General features: G+C 70.6%; 22 protein-coding genes. 17 read left to right on the top strand and 5 right to left on the bottom strand.

From position 1 onward, the window contains the following. Positions 1 to 10 precede the first annotated feature (10 nt). The 4 genes from tsaB to ACFE64_RS01350 all read left to right on the top strand — a co-directional run bounded on the left by tsaB (position 11) and on the right by ACFE64_RS01350 (position 2,429). Positions 11 to 628, top strand: coding sequence for a tRNA (adenosine(37)-N6)-threonylcarbamoyltransferase complex dimerization subunit type 1 TsaB (gene tsaB / locus ACFE64_RS01365; RefSeq protein WP_375390651.1), 618 nt, complete (start codon positions 11 to 13; stop codon positions 626 to 628). Next, the gene (locus ACFE64_RS01360; protein ID WP_375390650.1) at positions 628 to 1,101 is read left to right on the top strand and encodes a GNAT family N-acetyltransferase; all 474 of its coding nucleotides are present in this window, start codon (positions 628 to 630) and stop codon (positions 1,099 to 1,101) included. The genes tsaB and ACFE64_RS01360 overlap by 1 nt, the downstream gene beginning before the upstream one ends. A 63-nt stretch (positions 1,102 to 1,164) precedes the next feature. After that, positions 1,165 to 1,587 carry a Fur family transcriptional regulator gene (locus ACFE64_RS01355; RefSeq protein WP_375390649.1) on the top strand — a complete coding sequence of 141 codons (423 nt, stop codon included), beginning with the start codon at positions 1,165 to 1,167 and terminating at the stop codon, positions 1,585 to 1,587. A 119-nt stretch (positions 1,588 to 1,706) separates the two neighbouring features. Next, positions 1,707 to 2,429 carry a lysophospholipid acyltransferase family protein gene (locus ACFE64_RS01350; RefSeq protein WP_375390648.1) on the top strand — a complete coding sequence of 241 codons (723 nt, stop codon included), beginning with the start codon at positions 1,707 to 1,709 and terminating at the stop codon, positions 2,427 to 2,429. Here the strand turns inward: ACFE64_RS01350 and ACFE64_RS01345 are convergent. Then, positions 2,419 to 2,676: a hypothetical protein gene (locus ACFE64_RS01345; RefSeq protein WP_375390647.1), complete on the bottom strand. Its 258-nt coding sequence runs from the start codon at positions 2,674 to 2,676 to the stop codon at positions 2,419 to 2,421. The two genes, ACFE64_RS01350 and ACFE64_RS01345, sit on opposite strands and share 11 nt — an antisense overlap. 363 nt (positions 2,677 to 3,039) lie before the next feature. Here ACFE64_RS01345 and ACFE64_RS01340 point away from each other — a divergent pair, with 363 nt between their 5' ends. The 3 genes from ACFE64_RS01340 (at position 3,040) to ACFE64_RS01330 (ending at position 5,482) form a co-directional block, all read left to right on the top strand. Further along, entirely contained in the window at positions 3,040 to 3,303 is a 264-nt protein-coding gene (locus ACFE64_RS01340; protein WP_375390646.1) for a hypothetical protein, read from the top strand. 173 nt (positions 3,304 to 3,476) lie between these two features. Then, on the top strand, positions 3,477 to 4,793 hold the full coding sequence (gene miaB, locus ACFE64_RS01335) for a tRNA (N6-isopentenyl adenosine(37)-C2)-methylthiotransferase MiaB (protein ID WP_375390645.1): 1,317 nt from the start codon (positions 3,477 to 3,479) through the stop codon (positions 4,791 to 4,793). Next, complete coding sequence (locus tag ACFE64_RS01330; RefSeq protein WP_375390644.1) at positions 4,790 to 5,482, top strand: alpha/beta fold hydrolase; 693 nt, start codon at positions 4,790 to 4,792, stop codon at positions 5,480 to 5,482. Before miaB ends, ACFE64_RS01330 begins: the two co-directional genes overlap by 4 nt. On the opposite strand, the gene ACFE64_RS01325 is transcribed toward ACFE64_RS01330, so the two are convergent. Next, the gene (locus ACFE64_RS01325) at positions 5,479 to 5,616 is read right to left on the bottom strand and encodes a hypothetical protein (protein ID WP_375390643.1); all 138 of its coding nucleotides are present in this window, start codon (positions 5,614 to 5,616) and stop codon (positions 5,479 to 5,481) included. The two genes, ACFE64_RS01330 and ACFE64_RS01325, sit on opposite strands and share 4 nt — an antisense overlap. Before the next feature lie 145 nt (positions 5,617 to 5,761). Between ACFE64_RS01325 and ACFE64_RS01320 the strand changes: the two genes are divergently transcribed. The 7 genes from ACFE64_RS01320 to ACFE64_RS01290 all read left to right on the top strand — a co-directional run bounded on the left by ACFE64_RS01320 (position 5,762) and on the right by ACFE64_RS01290 (position 13,289). Then, positions 5,762 to 6,760 (top strand): PhoH family protein, encoded by a 999-nt coding sequence (locus ACFE64_RS01320; RefSeq protein ID WP_375390642.1) that lies wholly within the window; start codon positions 5,762 to 5,764, stop codon positions 6,758 to 6,760. A gap of 51 nt (positions 6,761 to 6,811) precedes the next feature. Then, on the top strand, positions 6,812 to 7,060 hold the full coding sequence (locus tag ACFE64_RS01315; RefSeq protein ID WP_375390641.1) for a type II toxin-antitoxin system VapB family antitoxin: 249 nt from the start codon (positions 6,812 to 6,814) through the stop codon (positions 7,058 to 7,060). Beyond that, the gene (locus ACFE64_RS01310) at positions 7,057 to 7,449 is read left to right on the top strand and encodes a type II toxin-antitoxin system VapC family toxin (RefSeq protein ID WP_375390640.1); all 393 of its coding nucleotides are present in this window, start codon (positions 7,057 to 7,059) and stop codon (positions 7,447 to 7,449) included. The genes ACFE64_RS01315 and ACFE64_RS01310 overlap by 4 nt, the downstream gene beginning before the upstream one ends. Then, positions 7,446 to 7,982, top strand: a complete 537-nt coding sequence (gene ybeY, locus ACFE64_RS01305) for an rRNA maturation RNase YbeY (protein WP_375390639.1) — start codon at positions 7,446 to 7,448, stop codon at positions 7,980 to 7,982. Before ACFE64_RS01310 ends, ybeY begins: the two co-directional genes overlap by 4 nt. Positions 7,983 to 7,992: 10 nt before the next feature. After that, a complete protein-coding gene (locus ACFE64_RS01300; RefSeq protein WP_375390638.1) occupies positions 7,993 to 8,910 on the top strand; it encodes a hemolysin family protein in 918 nt (305 codons plus the stop codon). A gap of 74 nt (positions 8,911 to 8,984) precedes the next feature. Continuing rightward, the gene (locus ACFE64_RS01295) at positions 8,985 to 10,328 is read left to right on the top strand and encodes a PQQ-dependent sugar dehydrogenase (RefSeq protein WP_375390637.1); all 1,344 of its coding nucleotides are present in this window, start codon (positions 8,985 to 8,987) and stop codon (positions 10,326 to 10,328) included. 66 nt (positions 10,329 to 10,394) lie between these two features. Then, positions 10,395 to 13,289 carry a M16 family metallopeptidase gene (locus ACFE64_RS01290; protein WP_375390636.1) on the top strand — a complete coding sequence of 965 codons (2,895 nt, stop codon included), beginning with the start codon at positions 10,395 to 10,397 and terminating at the stop codon, positions 13,287 to 13,289. Between the two features lie 369 nt (positions 13,290 to 13,658). On the opposite strand, the gene ACFE64_RS01285 is transcribed toward ACFE64_RS01290, so the two are convergent. The 3 genes from ACFE64_RS01285 to ACFE64_RS01275 are packed head-to-tail and all read right to left on the bottom strand — an operon-like array spanning position 13,659 to position 18,337. Further along, positions 13,659 to 15,437, bottom strand: a complete 1,779-nt coding sequence (locus ACFE64_RS01285; protein ID WP_375390635.1) for an AMP-dependent synthetase/ligase — start codon at positions 15,435 to 15,437, stop codon at positions 13,659 to 13,661. A gap of 37 nt (positions 15,438 to 15,474) precedes the next feature. Continuing rightward, positions 15,475 to 17,244, bottom strand: a complete 1,770-nt coding sequence (locus ACFE64_RS01280; RefSeq protein WP_375390634.1) for a gamma-glutamyltransferase family protein — start codon at positions 17,242 to 17,244, stop codon at positions 15,475 to 15,477. Between the two features lie 40 nt (positions 17,245 to 17,284). After that, positions 17,285 to 18,337: a quinone-dependent dihydroorotate dehydrogenase gene (locus tag ACFE64_RS01275; protein WP_375390710.1), complete on the bottom strand. Its 1,053-nt coding sequence runs from the start codon at positions 18,335 to 18,337 to the stop codon at positions 17,285 to 17,287. Positions 18,338 to 18,557: 220 nt separating this feature from the next. Between ACFE64_RS01275 and ACFE64_RS01270 the strand changes: the two genes are divergently transcribed. From ACFE64_RS01270 to sufB, 3 genes are all read left to right on the top strand, one after another. Continuing rightward, on the top strand, positions 18,558 to 19,403 hold the full coding sequence (locus tag ACFE64_RS01270) for a helix-turn-helix domain-containing protein (RefSeq protein ID WP_375390633.1): 846 nt from the start codon (positions 18,558 to 18,560) through the stop codon (positions 19,401 to 19,403). Between the two features lie 64 nt (positions 19,404 to 19,467). Further along, on the top strand, positions 19,468 to 19,971 hold the full coding sequence (locus tag ACFE64_RS01265; protein ID WP_375390632.1) for an RrF2 family transcriptional regulator: 504 nt from the start codon (positions 19,468 to 19,470) through the stop codon (positions 19,969 to 19,971). Next, positions 19,971 to 21,066 (top strand): Fe-S cluster assembly protein SufB (gene sufB, locus ACFE64_RS01260; RefSeq protein ID WP_375390631.1); only part of this gene is annotated, 1,096 nt, incomplete at its 3' end. The genes ACFE64_RS01265 and sufB, both read left to right, overlap by 1 nt.

Here is a 21,066-nt window from a genome sequence, read left to right as displayed (position 1 = left end):
GCTGGTCGGGATGCGCACGCTGGTCATCGACGCCGCGACGGCCGCCTGCTCGGTCGCGCTGGTCGAGGCCGGCTCGGTGATCGCCGAGCGGCACGAGCTGGTCGAGCGCGGCCATGCCGAGCGACTGGTGCCGATGATCGCCGAGTTGCCCGGCGGCGGGCGGGCGGGCCACATCCTCGTCGATGTCGGGCCGGGCAGCTTCACCGGCATCCGCGTCGGCATCGCCGCCGCGCGCGGGCTGGGCCTGGGCTGGGGCGCCACCGTGGCGGGCTGCTCGTCGCTGGCGCTGGTCGCCGCGCGCCAGCTGGCGGACGGCGACGCCGGCTTGCCGGTTGCGGTCGTGCTGGAGGGCGGGCATGGCGAGGTGTTCATGCAGCGCTTCGCCGCCTCGCCGCTCCGCGCGCTCGGGCCTCTCGAGTCGCTCACGCCCGCCGCCGCGCGGGCGCGATTGGACGGAGCGGCGGCGGTGGGCGACGGGCTGCGCTGGCTCGACTCGGACGATCCCCGCCAGGCGCCGCGCGGGGCGCTGCCGCGCGCCGCCGACGCGGTGCTGCTGCCGCCCGCGCTGGCGACGCTGCCGCCGCGCCCGCTCTACGGCCGCGCGCCCGACGCCAAGGTGCCGGGCTGATGGCGACCGTGACCCGCGCGATCGCCCTGCGCCCCGGTAGCGCGCGCGACATCGACACGGTGGAGCGGCTGATGGCCGACGCGTTCGACCCGCGCTGGGGCGAGGCGTGGACGCGCGGCCAGTGCCTGGGCGTGCTCGCCATGCCCGGCGTGCGGCTGACCCTGGCCTATCTGGACGAGGCGCCGGCCGGCTTCGCGCTGGTGCGGCAGGTGCTGGACGAGGTGGAGCTGCTGCTGATCGCGGTCGCCGCCCATCGGCGCCGCCGCGGCGTCGGCGAGGCGATGCTCCGCGCCGTGATCGCCGATGCGCGTGGCGCAGGGGTCGCGCGCGTCCATCTCGAGGTGCGCGCCGGCAATACGGCGGTGCGGCTGTATCTCGCGCGCGGCTTCCACAAGGTCGGCGAACGGCGCGGCTATTATCGCGGTCGCGGCGGCCAGCTGCACGATGCGCATACCTACGCGCTGGTGGTCTGACGCGGGTCCTATTGCGAGTCGGTATCGCTTTTCGCAATAAGCGGCTTGGGGTAGGACAGGATCGTGGCGCGCAAGATCGACCTCGAGACGCTGTGCAACCAGAAGGGGCTGCGGATCACCGAGCAGCGGCGGGTGATCGCGCGCGTGCTGTCCGAGGCGGAGGATCATCCCGACGTAGAGAAGGTGTATGAGCGCGCCTCCGCCGTCGATCCTGGCATCTCGATCGCCACCGTCTATCGCACGGTGCGGCTGTTCGAGGAGGCGGGCATTCTCGACCGCCACGATTTCGGCGACGGCCGCTCGCGCTACGAGCCCGCGCCCGAGGCGCACCACGACCATCTGATCGACGTCGAGACCGGCAAGGTGATCGAGTTCGTGGATCCGGAGCTGGAACAGCTGCAAAAGGCGATCGCGGAGAAGCTGGGCTTCCGCCTGGTCGACCACCGCATGGAGCTTTACGGCGTCAGCCTCAATCGCAAAGATTGAGCCGGTGAGCGCACGCCGGCAGCGTCCGCTGGTGGCGAGACGCGGCCGCCCGGCCGGCGGGGCGACGCGCCCGTTCGAGGACGCGGCTTTGCCGCGGCGGGCAGTTTCGTCGCGCTAGCATGAGCCGTCTCCGCTTCACGCTCCGCCTGGCCGCGATGGTGCTCGCGCTGCTCCTCGCGCTCGCCGGCCACGGCCTTTGGCGCCTGTGCCGCCGCCGTTCGCCCTGGCCGCGCTGGCTGCTCGGCCGCATCGCCCGGATCAGCGGCGCGCGCGCCCGGATCGTCGGGGCGCCGCTCGCGCGCGACGTGGTGTTCGTCGCCAACCATCTGAGCTGGCTCGATATCCTGTTGATCGCCGGAGCGACGGGAAGCTGCTTCGTCGCCAAGGCCGAGCTCCGCCGGGCGCCGCTGGTCGGCTGGCTGGCGACGCTCAACCACACGCTGTTCGTCGCGCGCGGCGACCGGATGGGGGTGGCGGCCCAGGTGGAGCAGGTCCGTGGGGCGCTGCGCGATGGCTGGGCGGTGACGCTGTTTCCCGAGGGCACGACCGGCGACGGCGTGGCGCTGCTGCCGTTCAAGGCGGCGCTGCTCGCCGCGCTCGACCCGCCGCCGCCGAGCGCGCGCGTGCAGCCGATCCGCATCGACTATGGCGACGCGACGCGCGCGCTCGCCTGGGTGGGGGCCGAGCCGGGGCAGTCTCATGCGGCGCGGGTCCTGCGCCGGCCGGGGACGTTCGTCGCGACGCTGCGCTTCCTCGACGCCTTCGCCCCCGCCGACCATCCCGGCCGCAAGGCGATCGCGGTCGAGGCGCGACGGCGGATCGAGGCGGCCGCTATTTCCTGACCGGCACGCCCTCCGGGCTGCTCCACGTCCACGACTGGATCTTCCAATCCGCGGCCTGCCTTACGAGCGCGAAGGTCATGGTGCCGGTCTCGCGCATCCTCCGCCCCTTCTGCTGGAAGGTGTAGGCGGAGGGCACGAGCACATAGGCGCGGTCGCCGATCACCGATTCGCGCGTGACGGGGCCGAGCGCGACCTTGCCGCCAGTCTTGCCCGCGCCAGCTCCGAGCGTCAGTCTTCCGTCGCCCAAAGCCAGAGATACCAGCGCTCTTCGCCCTTGCCCGATAGCTGCCGCTCGTTCAGCCTGCTCAAATGACTGGTAGGGGCTATCGTGGGGCAGGAACACCCGGAGGCAGGTGGGGCTGCGCACTCGCTGCCATAGTCGGGCTACCGCTGCTCGGGCTGGCTGTGCTGGTTAGCGCCTTGGGAGATTGCATACCCGACGCGCCGTGCAATCACGACATCGTGTGGAAGCTGATCCTCGGAGCGCTCGTCATCGCGCTCGCGGCTGGGATCATCACTCGATTGCTAATCAACCATCTCTCCCGGCGACGGAACGGTAGCCGGTGACGGTCTACTTGAAATCGTTGGCCCTGCTATTCAAAATCGTCTGATGGTAGCTATCATCTATCTGTCTCCCGACGAGAAAATGCCGGATCAAGGTGACGATCAGCGGTGGCTTACAATCGACGCCTCTAACGATGGAAGGTTCTTTGGTTCGGGTGGCTCATTCAAGGCCAACGGCGAATGGGTTGGATATGGCTCCTTGGCCGAGAACGACGTTTCATTAAAAGTCGCATTGGCAGCCGCACAGCAATGGGCCGCAGAATACGATGTCCCGACCATTTGGGTTCAGCTCAAATCCTACGGCAGCTAAACACCCCCGCGCACCCGAAAGCGGACGGACGGCTCACCACCACTTCGCGACGTTCGCGAACGGCACAGCGGCCCCCGCAAGCGGCCCGGCAGCTTTCGGCGCGATCCCGATCGGGAGGCCAGGCGCGCGCAGGACGGTTGGGAAGCCGCGCGGCTTGGCCTAAAGGAGCCGCCATGCGCGCGCCCAGGACCTTCCACGTCAAATCGTTCGGCTGTCAGATGAACGTCTATGACGGCGAGCGGATGAGCGAGCTGATGGCGACGGACGGGCTGGTGGCGGCCGATGCGGACAGCGCCGACCTGGTGGTGCTCAACACCTGCCACATCCGCGAGAAAGCGACGGAGAAGGTCTATTCGGACATCGGCCGGATGCGGAAGACCGCGCGGCTGGCGGGCCGCGCCGCGCCGATGATCGCGGTGGCGGGCTGCGTCGCGCAGGCGGAGGGCGAGGAGATCGTCGCGCGCGCCAAGGTGGACGTGGTGGTCGGCCCGCAGGCCTATCACCGGCTGCCCGCGCTGGTCCGCGACGCCGCCGCGGGCGCGCCCGCGATCGACACCGCGCTGCCGGCGCTCGCCAAGTTCGCCGGCCTGCCCGCCCGCCGCCGGGTCGCGCCGAGCGCGTTCCTGACCGTGCAGGAGGGCTGCGACAAGTTCTGCACCTATTGCGTCGTCCCCTACACGCGCGGCGCGGAGGTGAGCCGGCCGTTCGCGGCGATCGTCGACGAGGCCAAGGCGCTGATCGATGCCGGCGCGAAGGAGATCACGCTGCTCGGCCAGAACGTCAACGCCTGGGCGGATGGCGAGCAGGGCCTGCACGACCTGATCCGCGCGCTGGACCGCATCCCCGGTCTCGCCCGCATCCGCTACACGACCAGCCATCCCAACGACCTGACGCAGGGCCTGATCGACGCGCACCGCGACGTGGCAGGCCTGATGCCGTTCCTGCACCTGCCCGTGCAGGCCGGCAGCGACCGGGTGCTCCGGGCGATGAACCGCTCGCACACGCGCGACGGCTACCTGCGGCTGATCGACCGCATTCGCGCGGCGCGGCCGGACATCGCGCTGTCGGGCGACTTCATCGTCGGCTTTCCAGGCGAGACGGAGGCCGAGTTCGCCGAGACGCTCGGGCTGGTCGACGCGGTCGGCTATGCCCAGGCCTTCTCGTTCAACTATTCGCCGCGTCCGGGCACCCCGGCGGCGACGTTGCCGGGCCGGATCGCGCCGGAGGAGATGAACGAGCGGCTCCAGCGACTACAGGCCGCGATCAACCGGGATCAGCTCGCCTTCAATCGGGCCAGCGTCGGCCGGATCTGCGAAGTGCTGATCGAGCGGCCCGGCAAGCGGCCGGGGCAGGTGCTCGGCAAATCGCCCTGGCTGCAATCGGTCCATCTCGACGCGGCGGCGCCGATCGGCGATCTGATCGCGGTCGAGCTGGTCGAGGCCGGGCCGAACTCGCTCGCCGGCGTGGCGCGCATCCAGGCGGCCGCATGACCCTCGCGCCGCTCATCCTGGTTCCCGGTCTCGGCTCGGACGAGGCGGTGTGGCGCGGGGTGATCGAGCGGCTGGCCGCTGTCGCCGCCTGCCAGATCGCGGAGACGCGGCTGGACGACAGCATCGCCGCGATCGCGGCGCGCGTGCTGGCGAGCGCGCTGCCCGCGTTCGCGCTCGCGGGCATCTCGATGGGCGGCTACGTCGCGCTGGAGATCGTGCGGCAGGCGCCGGGCCGGGTAGTGCGCCTGTCGCTGTTCGACACCAACGCGCGGCCCGACACGCCCGAGCAGAGCGCCGGGCGCCGCGCGGCCGTCGCCGCGCTGGACAAGGCGCCGATGGCGACGCTGTCGCGCCTGTCGCTGCCGCAGCTGGTCGCCGACGACGCCTCGGACGAGGTGCGGGACGCGGTCGTGGCCATGGGCGTCCGCGTCGGCAAGGACGCGTATGCGCGCCAGCAGGCGGCCAACATCGCCCGCAGCGACTCGCGCCCGCATCTCGCCGCGATCGCCGTGCCGACGCTGATCGCGGTCGGCGAGCGCGACGTGCTGACCCCGCCCGTGCTCGCCGAGGAACTGCGCGATGGCATTTCCGGGGCGCGGCTCCACGTCATTTCGGGCAGCGGTCACCTGCCGCCGATCGAACAGCCCGACGCCGTCGCGGCGCTGCTGCGGGACTGGCTGGCCGGCTAGGCGCGCGCCGCGCGGATGCGCCGCAGCGCCTCGTCGAGCCTCCGGTCGGCCGGCACCGCCACATCGGGCGCGGTGCCGACGCCCTCCCAGTCCCGGCCGGTCGCCGGATCAATGGCGGCCGAGTCGGGGTGCACCACCTGCAGGTCGGGTGCGGCCGTCGGCCCAGCGCGGCCGGCTCGGCGATCACACGGAGGGTTCGCTTGCCACCAGGCTGCGACGAGCGCGGCGGCGGTTGCCAAAGGGCCGGTCACGCCTCACCTTGGCGCTCGAAGGAGTCGCATGAGCCGCAAGCCCGTCCCCGCCCGATCCGGCGACCGCAGTCGTGTGGAATTGAGCTTCGATCGTCCGCAGGCGCTCGTCGCGCTGTTCGGGCAATATGACCAGAATCTGGTCGCGCTGGAGAACCGACTGGGGGTCTACATCACCGCGCGCGGCAACCGGGTGGGGCTGGAGGGGCCGGCCGAGCAGGTGGCGCTCGCGCGCGACGTGCTCCAGGATCTCCATGCCCGGATCGGCCGCGGCGAGCAGGTCGACACCGGGCTCGTGGACGCCGCGATCGCGATGGCGGCGGAGCCGCACCTGGACGGCATCATCCGCGCCGACGGCGGCGGCGACGCGCCGTCGGTGATGATCCGCACGCGCAAGAAGACGATCGTGCCGCGCACGCCCGCGCAGGCGCAGTACATGCGCGCGCTGACCAGCCACGAGATGATCTTCGCGCTCGGCCCGGCGGGCACGGGCAAGACCTATGTCGCGGTGGCGCAGGCGGTGGCACAGCTCATCACCGGCTCGGTGCAGCGGCTGATCCTGTCGCGCCCGGCGGTGGAGGCGGGCGAGCGGCTGGGCTTCCTGCCGGGCGACATGAAGGAGAAGGTCGATCCCTATCTCCGCCCGCTCTACGACGCGCTGTACGACTGCCTGCCCGCCGAGCAGGTCGAGCGGCGGATCGCGTCGGGCGAAATCGAGATCGCGCCGATCGCCTTCATGCGCGGGCGCACGCTGGCCGACGCCTTCGTCATCCTCGACGAGGCGCAGAACACGACGCCCGCGCAGATGAAGATGTTCCTCACCCGCTTCGGCCAGAACAGCCGCATGGTGATCTGCGGCGACCCGAACCAGACCGACCTGCCGGGCGGCGTCAACGCCTCGGGGTTGGCGGACGCGACGCGGCGGCTGGAGGGCGTCGAGGGCATCGCGATGGCCCGCTTCGGCGCCGGCGACGTGGTGCGCCATCCGATCGTGGGAAGGATCGTCGAGGCCTATGAGGGGGTGGATTGATCAAAGGGATATCCTGAGATAGTCGCGAGGATATCCTGATGGAGGAACGCCATGGGCGCTCTATACGTCAAAGACGATGAAGCTTTTCAGATGGCGAAGAGATTGGCCGAACGGCGTGGATTGACCAAGGCCGCAGCGGTTAAGCTCGCCTTGTCGAACGAGTTGGGACGGGACGAGCCGAAGCGCTCGGTGCATGAAATTGTCGAGGAATTACGGCGTACTTCAACCCTGACTTACGATCCCAGCATCGTTGTCGACAAGGCATTCTGGGATTCGCTCAGTGACGAGGAGGACGATTGAGCCTTTTCGTCGACGCGTCCGCTCTCACCGCCATCATCGGCGATGAGCCCGAACGGCAGGCGTTGGAAACGGCGTTGGATGCCGACCAGGCCCGCCTGATCAGCGGTCTCGCCATGTGGGAGACCGCTCGCGCGGTAAGCCGGGGTCGCTCCATCGAGAGCGGATTGTTCGAGGTCGAGCGATACTGCGCGATCCTGGGCATCTCCGTCGTTCCGATCGGGCCGCGGGAGGCGGCGGCGGCAGTCCAGGCCCATGCCCGATATCGCAAGGGGACCGGCCATCCTGCCCGGCTCAACATGGGCGATTGCTTCGCCTATGCCTGTGCGCGGACGAACAACGCGCGCCTGCTCTACAAGGGCGATGATTTCGTCCACACGGACTTGCGATGATCCACGTAGAGCTTTCTCGCGAAGACCCCTGGCCCGAGACGGACTGGGACGCGCTTGCCACCCGCGCCGCCCGGGCGGCCATCGAGCGCACGCCGCACGGCGAGCTGCTCACCACCCCGGCGCTGGTGGAGCTGTCGGTGCGCCTGACCTCCGACGACGAGGTCCGCGCACTCAACCTGCAATATCGGGGCAAGGACAAGCCGACCAATGTCCTCTCCTTCCCGATGATCCAGCCCGACCTCCTCGACACCGTCACGCAGAACTCGGACGCCGGTGCTGGTGGCGCAAGCACCACGGGCGGCGAGGTGCTGCTGGGCGACATCGTCCTCGCCCAGGGCGTCTGCGCGGCGGAGGCGGTGGAGCGGGGCGTCTCGGTCGAGGACCATGCAACCCATTTGATGGTGCACGGCGTCCTGCATCTGCTAGGTTACGATCATCTGGAGGACGCGGACGCGGACGCGATGGAGGAGATCGAGCGGCAGGCGCTCGCCGGCCTCGGCATCGCCGATCCGTATCGCGTGAGGGAGGACTGAACCCACGGCCATGGCCGACGATCGAAGTAGCACCCGCCCCGGCACGCCGCCCGCCGCTGACGAAGGCAGTATCTGGCGCGGGCTGAAGGACCTGATCTTCGGCCGCGGGGACGAGGACACGCTGCGCGACCAGCTGGAGGAGGTGATCGACCGGCACGAGGGCGATCCCGCCCCCGACGAGCCGGGCGACCTCTCACCGCTGGAGCGGCAGATGGTGCGCAACCTGCTCCATTTCGGCGAGCGCGACGCCGGCGACGTCGGCGTGCCGCGCGCCGACATCATCGCCGTGGAGGAGGGCACTCCCTTCGATCACCTCGTCCAGATCTTCGCCGAGGCGGGGCACAGCCGGCTGCCCGTCTATCGCGGCCAGCTCGATACGATCATCGGCATGATCCACATCAAGGACGTGTTCGCGATCCTGGCGACGGGGGCCGACCCCCCCGACAGCATCGCCGCGCTGATCCGCGAGCCACTCTATGTGCCGATGGCGCGCGGCGCGCTCGATCTGCTTGCCGACATGCGCTCCAGCCGCGTCCATCTCGCCATCGTGCTCGACGAATATTCGGGCACGGAGGGCCTCGTCACGATCGAGGACCTGATCGAGGAGATCGTCGGCGAGATCGAGGACGAGCATGACGAGGCGCCCCAGCAGCTGCTGGTGCCGCTGGACGGCGGCGCGTGGGAGGCGGATGCACGCGCCGAGCTGGAGGATGCCGGCGCCACGATCGATCCGCGGCTGGCGGAGGCGGCAGGCGATGTCGATACGCTCGGCGGCCTGACGGCGCTGCTGGCGGGCCACGTGCCGGCGCGGGGCGAATGTGTCGATCATCCCTCCGGCTGGAAGCTGGAGGTGATCGACGCCGACGAGCGCCGCGTTCACCGGCTGCGCCTGCACCCGCCCAGGCCGGTGCCGGAAGGGGCGGAGTAGGCGGGCGACGATCGGGGACCATCCCCGTATCCCGCCTCTTCCCTCCGGCCGCGCGTCCGCTTACCTTCTCGCTTATGCTCAAGCACATCCTGCGCGTCGGCGGCATCCTGGTCGTCCTGGTGATCGGTGTCGTCGTCTATCTCGCCTGGCCGGACACGGCGCGGCTCGACATCAGCGCCGTTGAGGGCGCGCGGCCGCGGATCACCGCGCCGCGCACGCAGGTGCTGCCGACGATCAACGTCGCCGACGTCGTCGGCTGGGGCAAGGGCGAGACGCCGACTCCCGCGGCGGGGCTGAAGGTGCAGGCGTTCGCCGCCGGGCTCGATCACCCGCGCTGGCTGTATCGGCTGCCCAACGGCGACGTGCTGGTCGCGGAGAGCAACTCCCCGACCCGCGGCGGCGGCGGGATCACCGGCTGGGTGATGCGGCACCTCATCAGCAAGGCCGGCGCGGGCGGCGCCTCGCCCAACCGCATCGTCCTGCTGCGCGACGCCGACGGCGACGGTGTCGCGGAGACACGCACGACCTTCATGACCGGGCTGAACTCGCCCTATGGCATGGCGTTGCTGGGCGACCAGCTCTACATCGGCGACACCGACGCGCTGGTGCGGGTGCCCTACACGCTCGGCGACACGAAGATCACGGCCAGGCCCGAACTGGTCGTGAAGCTCGCCGGCGGCGGCAATCACTGGGCGCGCAACGTACTGGCGGCGCCGGACGGCAAGTCGCTGTATGTCAGCGTCGGCTCCTCCAGCAACATTGCCGACAACGGGCTCGACGCCGAGAAGAACCGGGCCAACATCCTGGAGGTCGATCCGGCGAAGAAGACCTTCCGCATCTACGGGGCCGGCCTGCGCAATCCCAACGGCATGGCGATCAATCCCGTCACCGCCGAGCTGTGGACGGTGGTGAACGAGCGCGACATGCTCGGCTCCGATCTCGCGCCCGATTATCTGACCCAGGTCGAGCTCGGCGACCATTTCGGCTGGCCCTGGTATTATTGGGGCGGCTACCCCGACGAGCGCGTCGAGCCGAAGAACCCGGCGCTGCAGGAATATGCCAAGCGCCCCGATTACGCGCTGGGTCCGCATGTCGCGGCGCTGGGGCTCGCCTTTTCCAGCGAGGTGAAGCTGGGCGGCCGCTTCGCGAGCGGCGCGTTCATCGGCGAGCACGGCTCGTGGAACCGCAAGCCCGCGTCCGGCTACAAGGTCGTATTCGTGCCGTTCGCGGGCTCCGGCTTTCCCGTGCCGAACGCGAAGCCGGTGGACGTGCTCGCCGGCTTCCTGGCGGCGAACGGCAAGGCGCACGGCCGGCCCGTCGGCGTGATCGCCGACCAGGCGGGCGCGCTGCTGGTCGCGGACGATGTCGGCAATGCGATCTGGCGCGTGAGCCCCGGCGGGCAGGTGGCGGCCAGATAGTCTGGCCCTGACGAGACGCCGCAAGGTTCTGGCGGCGTTCATCGGGAGCGCCTACATGCCGCGCCGATGGCGTTATCACTCCGCGCGCTCGGCGCCCCTTGTCTCATTCTCCTCACCATCGCCGGCGCGGCTTCGGGTCAGCAGGCCCGGCCCGCGGCGCCCGTCAAGGTCGATACGGCGGCCTGGCTCTACAAGGGCAGCGACATCACCCCCGATCCGGCGTGGCGGTTCGGCACGCTGCCCAACGGGCTGCGCTATGCGGTGCGCCGCAACGGCGTGCCGCCCGGGCAGGTCTCGATCCGCATCCGCATCGACACCGGCTCGCTCTACGAGACGGACAGCGAGCGCGGCTATGCGCACTTCATCGAGCACCTGTCCTACCGCGCCTCGCAATATGTGCCCGACGGCGAAGCCAAGCGCATCTTCCAGAACTTCGGCGCGACGTTCGGGCTCGACACCAATGCCGAGACCTCGCCGGTGTCGACCACCTACAAGCTCGACCTGCCGTCGGCGACGACCGAGCGGCTCGACCAGAGCCTAAAGATCCTGTCGGGCATGATGGCCCACCCGGTCATCTCCGCCACGACGCTCAACGCCGAGCGGCCGGTGGTGCTGGCGGAGCGGCGCGAGCAGCCGGGGCCGCAGGTGCGCTTCGGCGATGCGCGCAACGCCGCCTTCTTCGCAGGCCAGCCGCTCGCCGACCGCTCGCCGATCGGCCATCTCCAGAACCTGCAGGAGGCGACCGCCGCGACCGTGCAGGCGTTCCACGACCGCTGGTATCGCCCCGAACGCGCGGTGGTGGTGATCGCCGGCGATCTCGACCCCGCGGTGCTGGGCCAGCTCGTCACCAGGAACTTCGCCGACTGGAAGGGCGTCGGCGCGAACCCGCCCGATCCGGATTTCGGCAAGCCCGATGCGGGCAAGCCGGTCACCGCCGCGCTGGCCGAACCGGGCCTGCCGACCGTGGTGATCGCGGCGACGCTGCGGCCGTGGACGTTCAACTTCGACACCGTGATCTTCAATCAGAAGCGGATGATCGACAGCCTCGCCGCGCGGCTCGTCAGCCGGCGGCTGGAGACGCGCGCGCGCGCCGGCGGCAGCTTCCTCCAGGCGAGCGTCGCGCTCGACGACATCGCCCGCTCCGCCAACATCACGCAGGTCACGATCCTGCCGGTGGGCGACAATTGGGAAGCTGCGCTGAAGGACGTCCGCGCGGTGATCGCCGACGCGGAGGCCTCGCCGCCCAGCCAGGCGGAGGTCGAGCGCGAATATGCCGATTACGAGACGGCGCTGCGCAACGACGTCGCCACCGCGCGCGTCGAGGCGGGCGCTCGCGAGGCCGACGACATGGTGCAGGCGCTCGACATCCGCGAGACCGTGACCGCTCCGGAGACCTCCTACGCCATCCTCAAGGACGCGCACGACAAGGGCATGTTCACGCCCGCGACGCTGCTCGCCAGCACCCGCAAGCTGTTCCAGGGCGACGCCACGCGCGCGCTGGTCAACACGCCCCGGCCCGAGCCGGACGCCGCCGACAAGCTGGCGACGGCGCTGAAGGCCGAGGTCACGGGCGCGGGCGTGACCCGGCGCAACCAGGCGGCGGTCAGCTTCGCGGCGTTGCCGGCGCTCGGCGCGCCCGGCACGGTGACGGCGCGCGAGAAGATCCCCGATCTCGACATGGAGAAAGTGACGTTCGCCAACGGCGTGCGCCTGCTGCTCTATGCGTCGACGTCGGAGACGGGGCGCGTCTATGTCCGCACGCGGTTCGGCGGCGGCTACGAGGCGCTGCCCGCCAAGCCCAGCCCCGCCTGGGCGGGCGAGCTGGCCCTGGTGCAGGGCGGGATCGGCAAGCTCGATCAGGGCGATCTCGACCAGCTGTCCGCCGGGCGGGTGATCGGGCTCGATTTCGACGTCAATGCCGATGCCTTCTCGCTCAATGCGGTCACCTCGCCCGGCGACTTCGCCGACGAGCTGAAGCTGATGGCGGCGAAGCTGCAGTTCCCGGCCTGGGACGCCGCACCGGTGGCGCGCGCCAAGGCCGTCAAGCTGGCCGGCTCCACCGGCTACGACGCATCCCCCGACGGCGTGCTGAGCCACGATCTGGAAGGCCTGCTGCACGACGGCGATCCGCGCTGGGCGCAGCCGACCCCGGCGCAGGTGGGCAAGCTGACGCCCGCCGCGTTCCGCAAGCTGTGGGCGCCGGTGCTCGCCAGCGGCCCGATCGAGGTCTCGGTGTTCGGCGACGTCAAGGCGAACGACGCGATCGCGGCGGTGGCGGCAAGCTTCGGCGCGCTGCCGCCGCGCGGACCGTGGGGCACGGAAAAGCACGTCGCGCACTTCCCGAAGCATCGCGCGCAGCCGCTGTTGCGCACGCACCGGGGCGGCGAGGATCAGGCGGTGGCGGTGATCGCCTGGCCCACCGGCAGCGGCGTCGACGGCATCGCCGACAGCCGCCGGCTCGACGTGCTCGCGCAGGTGTTCAGCGACCGGCTGTTCGAACGGCTGCGCCAGACCGCGGGCGCGAGCTACAGCCCCAGCGTGTCGTCGAGCTGGCCGATGGGGCAGGCGGGTGGCGGCCGGCTGCTCGCGATCGGGCAGGTGGTGCCGGACAAGGTGCCGTTCTTCTTCCAGCTCGCCCGCGAGATCGCCGCCGACCTGGCCGCGCACCCGATTCCGAACGACGAGCTCGCGCGCATCATGCGGCCGATGGCGCAATATATCGTCCGCGCCTCGTCCGGGAACCAGTTCTGGCTCAACCAGCTGGGCGGCGCGACCTTCGACCCGAAGCGGATCGACGCCACGCGCAACCTCGCCCAGGACTTCATCTCGATCACGCCCGCGCAGCTGCAGACGGTCGCGGCCAAATACCTGCGGCCGGACCGGGACTGGACGATGGCGGTGGTGCCCAAGGGCAAGCACAGCGCCGCGCTGGTCGGCGGCGAGCCGGCCGCGACCAACTAGGGTTCGATCCCCTTAGGGCCGGTGGTGACCAGCCTGGCTCGTCCGACCGCTCCTTTTCCGTCATCCCCGCGAAGGCGGGGATCCAAGCTGATCCGCTCGATGGGAACACATCATCGCTGACCGCCCGGTCGGGCTTGAATCCCCGCCTACGCGGGGATGACGAAGTGGGAGAAGAGGGCCGCCGCGACCGGCTCCACCACTGGCATGGCCCCGGCCGCCCCGGAGATCGCAAACCGCTCTAGCTGACGCGAGTGCCTGTGTCCCCGCGAAGGCGGGGACCCAGTCTTGCGGGACAAATCGCCTGCCGGCGAGCCTGGGCTCCCGCCTGCGCGGGAGAACCGCTTCGGCTTTGCCGGATCAAGGCAGGCATCAGCTCTTGTAGAGCGCGTCCAGTCGCTCGCCGTAGATCTCCCGGATCATGTGCCGCCTGATCTTGAGCGACGGCGTCAGCTGGCCGTTCTCGATCGTGAAGGGCTCGTCGGCCAGCACGAAGCGGCGGACGCGCTCGATCACCGACAAATCCCGGTTCACCCGCTCCACCGCGCGGCCGAGCGCGGTCCGGAAGGCGCTGTTCTCGGCCAGCCCCGTGAAGCTGCACGTCTGGCCATTGGCCGCGCACCATTCCTGCACCCATTCGGGATCGGGCACGAGCAGCGCGACCATATAGGGGCGGCGGTCACCCGCGATCATCGCCTGGATGATCTCCGGCTGGAGGGTGAGCATCCCCTCCACCCGTTGCGGCGCGACATTGTCGCCCTTGTCGTTGATGATGAGGTCCTTCTTGCGGTCGGTGATCCTGATCCGGCCGCCGTCGTCGAACAGCCCGATGTCCCCGGTGTGCAGCCAGCCGTCCTGCAGCACCCGCGCGGTCTCGGCGTCGTTGCGCCAATAGCCGTGCATCACCTGCTCGCCGCGCACCAGGATCTCGCCGTCGTCGGCGATCCGCACCTCGACGCCCGGCAGCGGCGGGCCGACCGTGTCCATGCGGATACCCGCCCCGGGCCGGTTGCACGAGATCACCGGCGCCGCCTCGGTCTGGCCATAGCCCTGCAGCAGCTCGATCCCGATCGACTGGAAGAACAGCCCGACCTCCGGCGTCAGCGGCGCGCCACCCGACACCAGCGCCTTCAGGCGCCCGCCGAACCGCTTGCGCATCTTGGGCCGCAACAACGTGTCGACGGCGATCTTCGCGGGCCGATCGCGCCAGCGCAGACCGCCGGCCTGCTCGCGCGCGCCGAGCTCGAGCGCGGTCGCCAGCAGGCGCCGGGCCAGCCCGCCCTGCTTCTCCACCGCCTTGGTGATCCGCGCGCGCAGCACCTCGAACAGCCGCGGCACGACCACCATCAGCGTCGGGCGCGCCTCCTCGATATTGGCGGCCAGCCGATCGAGCCCCTCGGCATAATAGATCTGGCCGCCCAGCCCGATCGGCACGTGCTGGCCGGCGGTGTGCTCATAGGCGTGGCTGAGCGGCAGGAAGGACAGGAAGACCTCCTCGCCCCAGCCATAATCCTCCGAGATCACGGCGACCGTGCCAGCGACGTTGTGCAGGATCGCGCCGTGATGCTGCATCACCCCGCGCGGGGCGCCGCCGGTGCCCGAGGTGTAGATGATGCAGGCCAGGTCCTCGCGCGCGAACGGAAGGGGGAGGGTGGCCGGCTCGGTCGGGTGGCGCGCGATCAGGTCGCGCCAGTCGTGATGCTCGACGGTGGCGGGGAAGCGCATCTCGTCGATGCCGATCAGCAGCTGGCCCTGGTTGGAACGGATCACCGCGGGCATCAGCGTGCGCGCCAGCTTTTCGGTGGAGACGATCACCGCGCACGCGCCGGAATTCTCCAGCACGTGTTGGTGGTCGCGCTCGGTGTTGGTGACATAGGCGGGGACGGTGACCAGCCCCGCGGCCATGATCGCCAGATCGGAGATGCACCATTCCGGCCGGTTCTCGCTGACCAGCATCACGCGGTCGCCGCGCTGGAGCCCCAGCGCCTGGAGCGCGGTGGCGAGGCTGGCGACCTTGCGCGCCGCCTCGGCCCAGCTCGTCGGCTGCCATATGCCGTCGTGCTTGCGCCACAGGAACGGCCGCTCGCCCTTCTCGGCAGCGCGCGCGAAGAACATCGCGACGAGATTGGGGAAATGTTCGAGGTGACGCATTCTCTCTCCCGGAACGGCCCTGTTGGGCTCGCGCGCTTTATTCGGGCGGACGGCCCGGCAGCGGCTGGACCCGCACAGGCGCCGTGACGTGGCCGGCGGTGTCGATGGCGACCCCCTCGCTGCGCGGGTCCGCCGCGCCCACCCAGCGCCCGTCGACCCGCTCGACGGCATTGGCCTTGAGGCCCAGCGGCGCGCTCTGGATGTGTTCGCCGAGCCGGCGCAGCGCCGGCAGCATCGCATCCAGCTGCGTGCCCTCTTCGGCATAGGCGGTCTCGCCCGGCGCGAAGATCAGGCCGAGCGCGATCGCGTCCTGCGCCGAGAGCTTCCAGTCGAGCACCCCGACCAGCGCCTTGGCGATCTGCGCGATGATGGTCGGCCCGCCTGCCGCGCCGAGCGCCAGCCGCACCTGGCCGTCGGGGCCGTAGACGATGGTCGGGGACATCGACGAACGCGGCCGCTTGCCGGGCTCGACGCGGTTGGCGACGAGATAGCCGGCCTGTTCGGGCACGATGTCGAAGTCGGTCAGCTGGTTGTTGAGGATGATCCCATCCATCGACAGCCCGGAGCCGAACACGCCTTCGACGGTGGTCGTCACCTCGACGACGTTGCCGCGGCCGTCCGCCACCGCCAGATCGGTGGTGCCCGGCACCTCGGCGGGCGTGGCGCGCGTGCGCGACGGCGCGCCGGGTGGCGTGCCGGCGGCGATGGCGGTCAGCGATCGGTCGGGCGAGAGCAGTGCCGAGCGCGACGCGAGATAGGCCGGGTCGAGCAGGCCGGCGATCGGCACCTGCACGAAGTCGGGATCGCCAACATAGAGGTTGCGGTCGGCATAGGCGAGCCGCGAGGACTCGGCGAACAGGTGCCAGGCGACGGGCGAGTCCTTGCCCATGCCCGTCAGATCGAACCGCTCCAGCTGCTTCAGGATCATCAGCACCGTGATCCCGCCAGACGAGGACGGCCCCATGCTGCAGATACGGTAGACGCGATACGGCGCACAAACCGGCGCGCGCGCCTTCGCCGCATAGCCGGCGAGGTCGGCCGTCACCATCTTCGACGGGTTGCGCGCGGCGCCGTCGACGGTCTGGACCAGCTTCGCCGCCTGCGGGCCGACATAGAAGCTGTCCGGGCCCAGCCGTGCCAGCCGCTCCAGCAGCGCCGCCTGCGCCGGGTTGTGGAGCGTGCCGCCGGGCCGGATCGGCTGTCCGTCGGACCCCGTGAAGAGCGCGCGCGTGGCGGGCGTGATGTGACCGCCATAGCTGGCCAGTCCGCCGACGAAGCGGGGGCTCGCGACCCAGCCGCCTTGCGCCAGCCTGATCGCCGGCGCGAACAGCCGCGCCCAGGGCAGCTTGCCGCCGTTCCGCCACGCCAGCGCCATGCCGCGCACGGCGCCCGGCACGCCGACGCTGCGGCCGCCCGGCACCGCGTCGTCGTGGCTGAGCGGCTTGCCGTCGCCAGCGTCCGGCGGCGTGTAGAACCAGCGCGGGCCGGCCGCCATCGGCGCGATCTCGCGCGCGTCGATCGTGTCGGTCCTGCCGGTCGCGGCTGCGTGCCGCACCCAGTAGCTGCCGCCGCCCAGCCCGGAGCTTTGCGGCTCGACGACGCCGAGCGCGAGCATGGTGGCGATCGCCGCGTCGGTGGCGCTGCCGCCTGCCTTCAGGATCTCCACGCCCGCCGCGGCGGCGCGCGGGTCGGCGGCGCTGACCATCCCCTGCGCTGCAGGTGCGGATCGCCTTGCAGTCGTCTGTCGGGCATCCGCCGGCGCGACGAGCAGGCCCAAGGCGGCGGTGGCGAGGAGCGACATCTTCATCGAGGTCGACCGTAGCGGCGGCGAAACGACGCGCAAGACGCTACGTCACCCCCGCTCCGACAGCGTCGCTCACGCGCGCGAACCCGTCGCGCGCGAGCAGCGCGTCCAGGTCGCGCAGCATGCGCCCGATCAGCCCCGGCCCGGCGAACACCAGCGCGGTGTAGAGCTGCACCAGGCTCGCGCCGGCGCGGATGCGGGCATAGGCCTCCGCGCCGCTGTCGATGCCGCCGGCCGCCACCAGCGGCAGCGTGCCGCCGGTCGCCCGGCGGAAGTCGGCGAGCCGCTGCCGGGCGAGGGCCGCCAGCGGCCCGCCCGACAGGCCGCCCGCCTCGCCTTTGTGCGGCGAGCGCAGCGGCGGGCGCGAGACGGTGGTGTTGCCGACGATCAGCGCCGCGACGTCGCCGTCGATCGCCGCGCGCGCGATATCGTCCACCTGCGCCGGCGTCAGGTCGGGCGCGACCTTCAGGAACAGCGGCCTGGTCCCCCGCACCTCGCCGCACACCGCGAGCAGGTCGCGCAGCGCTGGGCCGTGCTGCAGGTCGCGCAGGCCCGGCGTGTTCGGCGAGCTGATGTTGATCGTCACCCAGCCCGCATGCGGTGCGGCGCGCGCGACGCCGTGGCGATAGTCGGCGATGCGGTCGGCCGAGTCCTTGTTCGCGCCGACATTGATGCCGAGGATGCCCCGATCCGCCCGCCGGTTCGCCCCGGCGACTCGCGCCAGCGCGGCGGCGAGGCCGCCATTGTTGAAGCCCAGCCGATTGATGATCGCGCGATCGGCTGGGAGGCGGAACAGTCGCGGGCGCGGGTTGCCGGGTTGGGGCAGGGGCGTCAGCGTGCCGATCTCCACCCCGCCGACGCCGAGTGCCATCAGGCCGCCGATCGCGCGCCCGTCCTTGTCGAGCCCCGCCGCGATCCCCACCGGATTGCGGAAATGCAGCCCGGCCACCGAGACGGCCAGCCTTGGGAAGGGGTCGGGCGGATCGGGCAACAGCACCGGCGGCCGCCATCGCGCGCGCGCGCCGAGCCAGCGCAATCCTAGCGCATGCGCCTGCTCGGGCGGCAGCAGCGCGGCGAGGCGGGTGGCGATCGGGATCACCGCCGGCTCCTGGCATTGCCGACCCGGGCAAGTCAAAGCGGCCGATGCGGGACTGTCGTTTTCGTCCAATACGCGCGCGTCGCGTTCTGATTAACAAAGGTTGCGACCCAAGGGCGGCGCAAGCCGCTCTCCCTTACGGCCCGGCCATGGAACCCACGGCCGGGCCGCTTTTCCATGGGGGTCGCGGGGCGTAGCCTCCGGGCAAAGGCGACTCGATATGCAGGACGTCGAGCTGGAGTTTGTGCTGCCGCCGGAGGATCTCCGGCCGTATGTGGGGCTGTTCTATGCCTTCCACACCCGAACCGAGGATTGCTTCGACGATCTGGAGCGGGCCGGCACGGCCCAGCTGCGATTCCGGCTGTCGCCCGGCCACGCCTGCTACCATTTCGCGGACGGGCGAGTCGTCGAGGCGCCGGCGGTCCATCTGCTCGGCCCGACCATGGGCGCGGTGCGCACCTGTGTGGACGGCCCGGTCCGCGTGTTCGGCATCGGGCTTTCGCCGGCAGGCTGGGCGGCGCTGGTCGGGTCCGATGCGTCGACCTTGGCCGACGACTGCATCGATGCCACGCCCTTGCTCGCCGTGCATGCAGACCGGCTGATCGCCGCGCTCAGCCGGTGCAGCACACCGGCAGCCATGGTGGCGAAGGTCGAGCCCTGGCTTCGCCGGCAGATCGGCAATGGCCACGGGCCCAGCCTGGCGTTTTCGGAGGCCGTGGACGCCTGGCTGGCCGCGGCGGCGTCGCCGGAGCTGTGCGACCTGGAGGACGGGACCGGCCTGTCGCGACGGCAGGTCGAGCGTCGCTGCAACGCGATCTACGGCGCCCCGCCGAAGCTGATCGCGCGCAAATACCGCGCGCTGCGCGCCGCGGTGGCGATGGCGTCCGGCCAGACCATGCCGATCGACGGCTTCTACGACCAGAGCCACATGATCCGGGAGGTCAAGCATTTCACCGGTCTCACCCCGCGCAAGATGCGCGAGCGGCCGGGCCTGCTCGCGCAGCGCACGATCACGCAGCGCCGCGCGCTGGAGGGACAGGTGACGGTCCTCGTCAGCGATACCTGACACGCGCGATTGACTTGGCCGGTCGCGGCCACCATCTACCAATCGGAATGAAACGGTCCGATTGATGCGCCTGTCCAGCCTTGCCGATTATGCGGTCGTGATGATGGCCGCGGCCGCTCGAGGCGCGACCGGGCTCGGCGGCGCGCGGTCGAACGCGACCGCGCTCGCCGCGGAGACGGGCGTGCCGCTCCCGACCGCGCAGAAGCTGGTCGGCCGTCTCGCCGCGGCGGGCCTGATCGCCAGCGCGCGCGGCGGCGGCGGTGGCTTCCGCCTGGCGCGACCGGCCGCCGCGATCAGCCTCGCCGACATCATCGAGGCGGTGGAGGGGCCGATCGCGATGACCGTCTGCGTCGACGCCGATCGCCACGACTGCGCGCTCGACGGCCACTGCGCGGTCAAGCCGCATTGGGGCGTCGTCAACGCGGCGATTCGCGGCGCGCTGGCGGGCGTCAGCCTGGCGCAACTCGCCGATCCGCAGCCCTTCGTCCCGCGCGCAGCTCAGGGACGCGACCACCCCACCCCCGTCCCGCCATTGCGCGAGATGAACCCGATGATTGTGAGCGCCTGATGGCCACCCGTAACGCCGACGCCTATGCGGCCGTCTCCCAGAAATACGAGTGGGGCTTCGCCACCGACATTGAGCAGGACTTCGCGCCCAAGGGGCTGAGCGAGGACACCGTCCGCTACATCTCCGCCAAGAAGAACGAGCCCGAATGGATGCTCGACTGGCGGCTGAAGGCGTATCGCCGCTGGCTGGAGATGCCGACGCCGGATTGGGCCAAGCTCCACATCCCGCCGATCGACTATCAGAACGCCTATTATTACGCCGAGCCCAAGGCGAAGGCGACGATCGCCTCGCTGGACGAGCTCGATCCCGAGATCCTGCGCACCTATCAGAAGCTCGGCATCCCGATCGAGGAGCAGAAGCTGCTCGCCGGCGTCGAGGGCGCCGCGCCGTCGCGCCGGGTGGCGGTGGACGCGGTGTTCGACAGCGTCTCGGTCGCGACCACCTTCCGCGCCGAGCTGGAAGCGGCGGGCGTGATCTTCCGCTCGATCAGCGAGGCGATCCGGGAGTTTCCCGAGCTGGTCAGGAAGTGGCTCGGCAAGGTGGTGCCGCAGCACGACAACTACTTTGCCACGCTCAACAGCGCGGTCTTCTCCGACGGCACCTTCGTCTACATTCCCGAGGGCGTGCGCTGCCCGATGGAGCTGTCTACCTATTTCCGCATCAATGCCGAGAATACCGGCCAGTTCGAGCGCACGCTGATCGTCGCCGACAAGGGCAGTTACGTCAGCTATCTCGAAGGCTGCACCGCGCCGATGCGCGACGAGAACCAGCTCCACGCCGCCGTGGTCGAGCTGGTCGCGCTCGACGACGCCGAGATCAAGTATTCGACCGTGCAGAACTGGTATCCCGGCGACGAGAACGGCAAGGGCGGCATCTACAATTTCGTCACCAAGCGCGCGCTCTGCCAGGGCCGGAACAGCAAGGTGGCGTGGACGCAGGTCGAGACCGGCTCGGCGATCACCTGGAAATATCCGAGCTGCGTGCTGGTCGGCGACGGCTCGGTCGGCGAGTTCTATTCGGTCGCGGTCACCAACAACCGGCAGCAGGCCGACACCGGCACCAAGATGATCCACCTCGGCAAGAACACGCGCTCGA

Origin of the sequence: uncultured Sphingomonas sp. (genome assembly GCF_964250165.1) — a bacterium.
Taxonomy (GTDB): Bacteria; Pseudomonadota; Alphaproteobacteria; order Sphingomonadales; family Sphingomonadaceae; genus Sphingomonas.
Note: the sequence above shows the minus strand (reverse complement) of the source record. Positions and strands in the feature narration are given on the sequence as shown.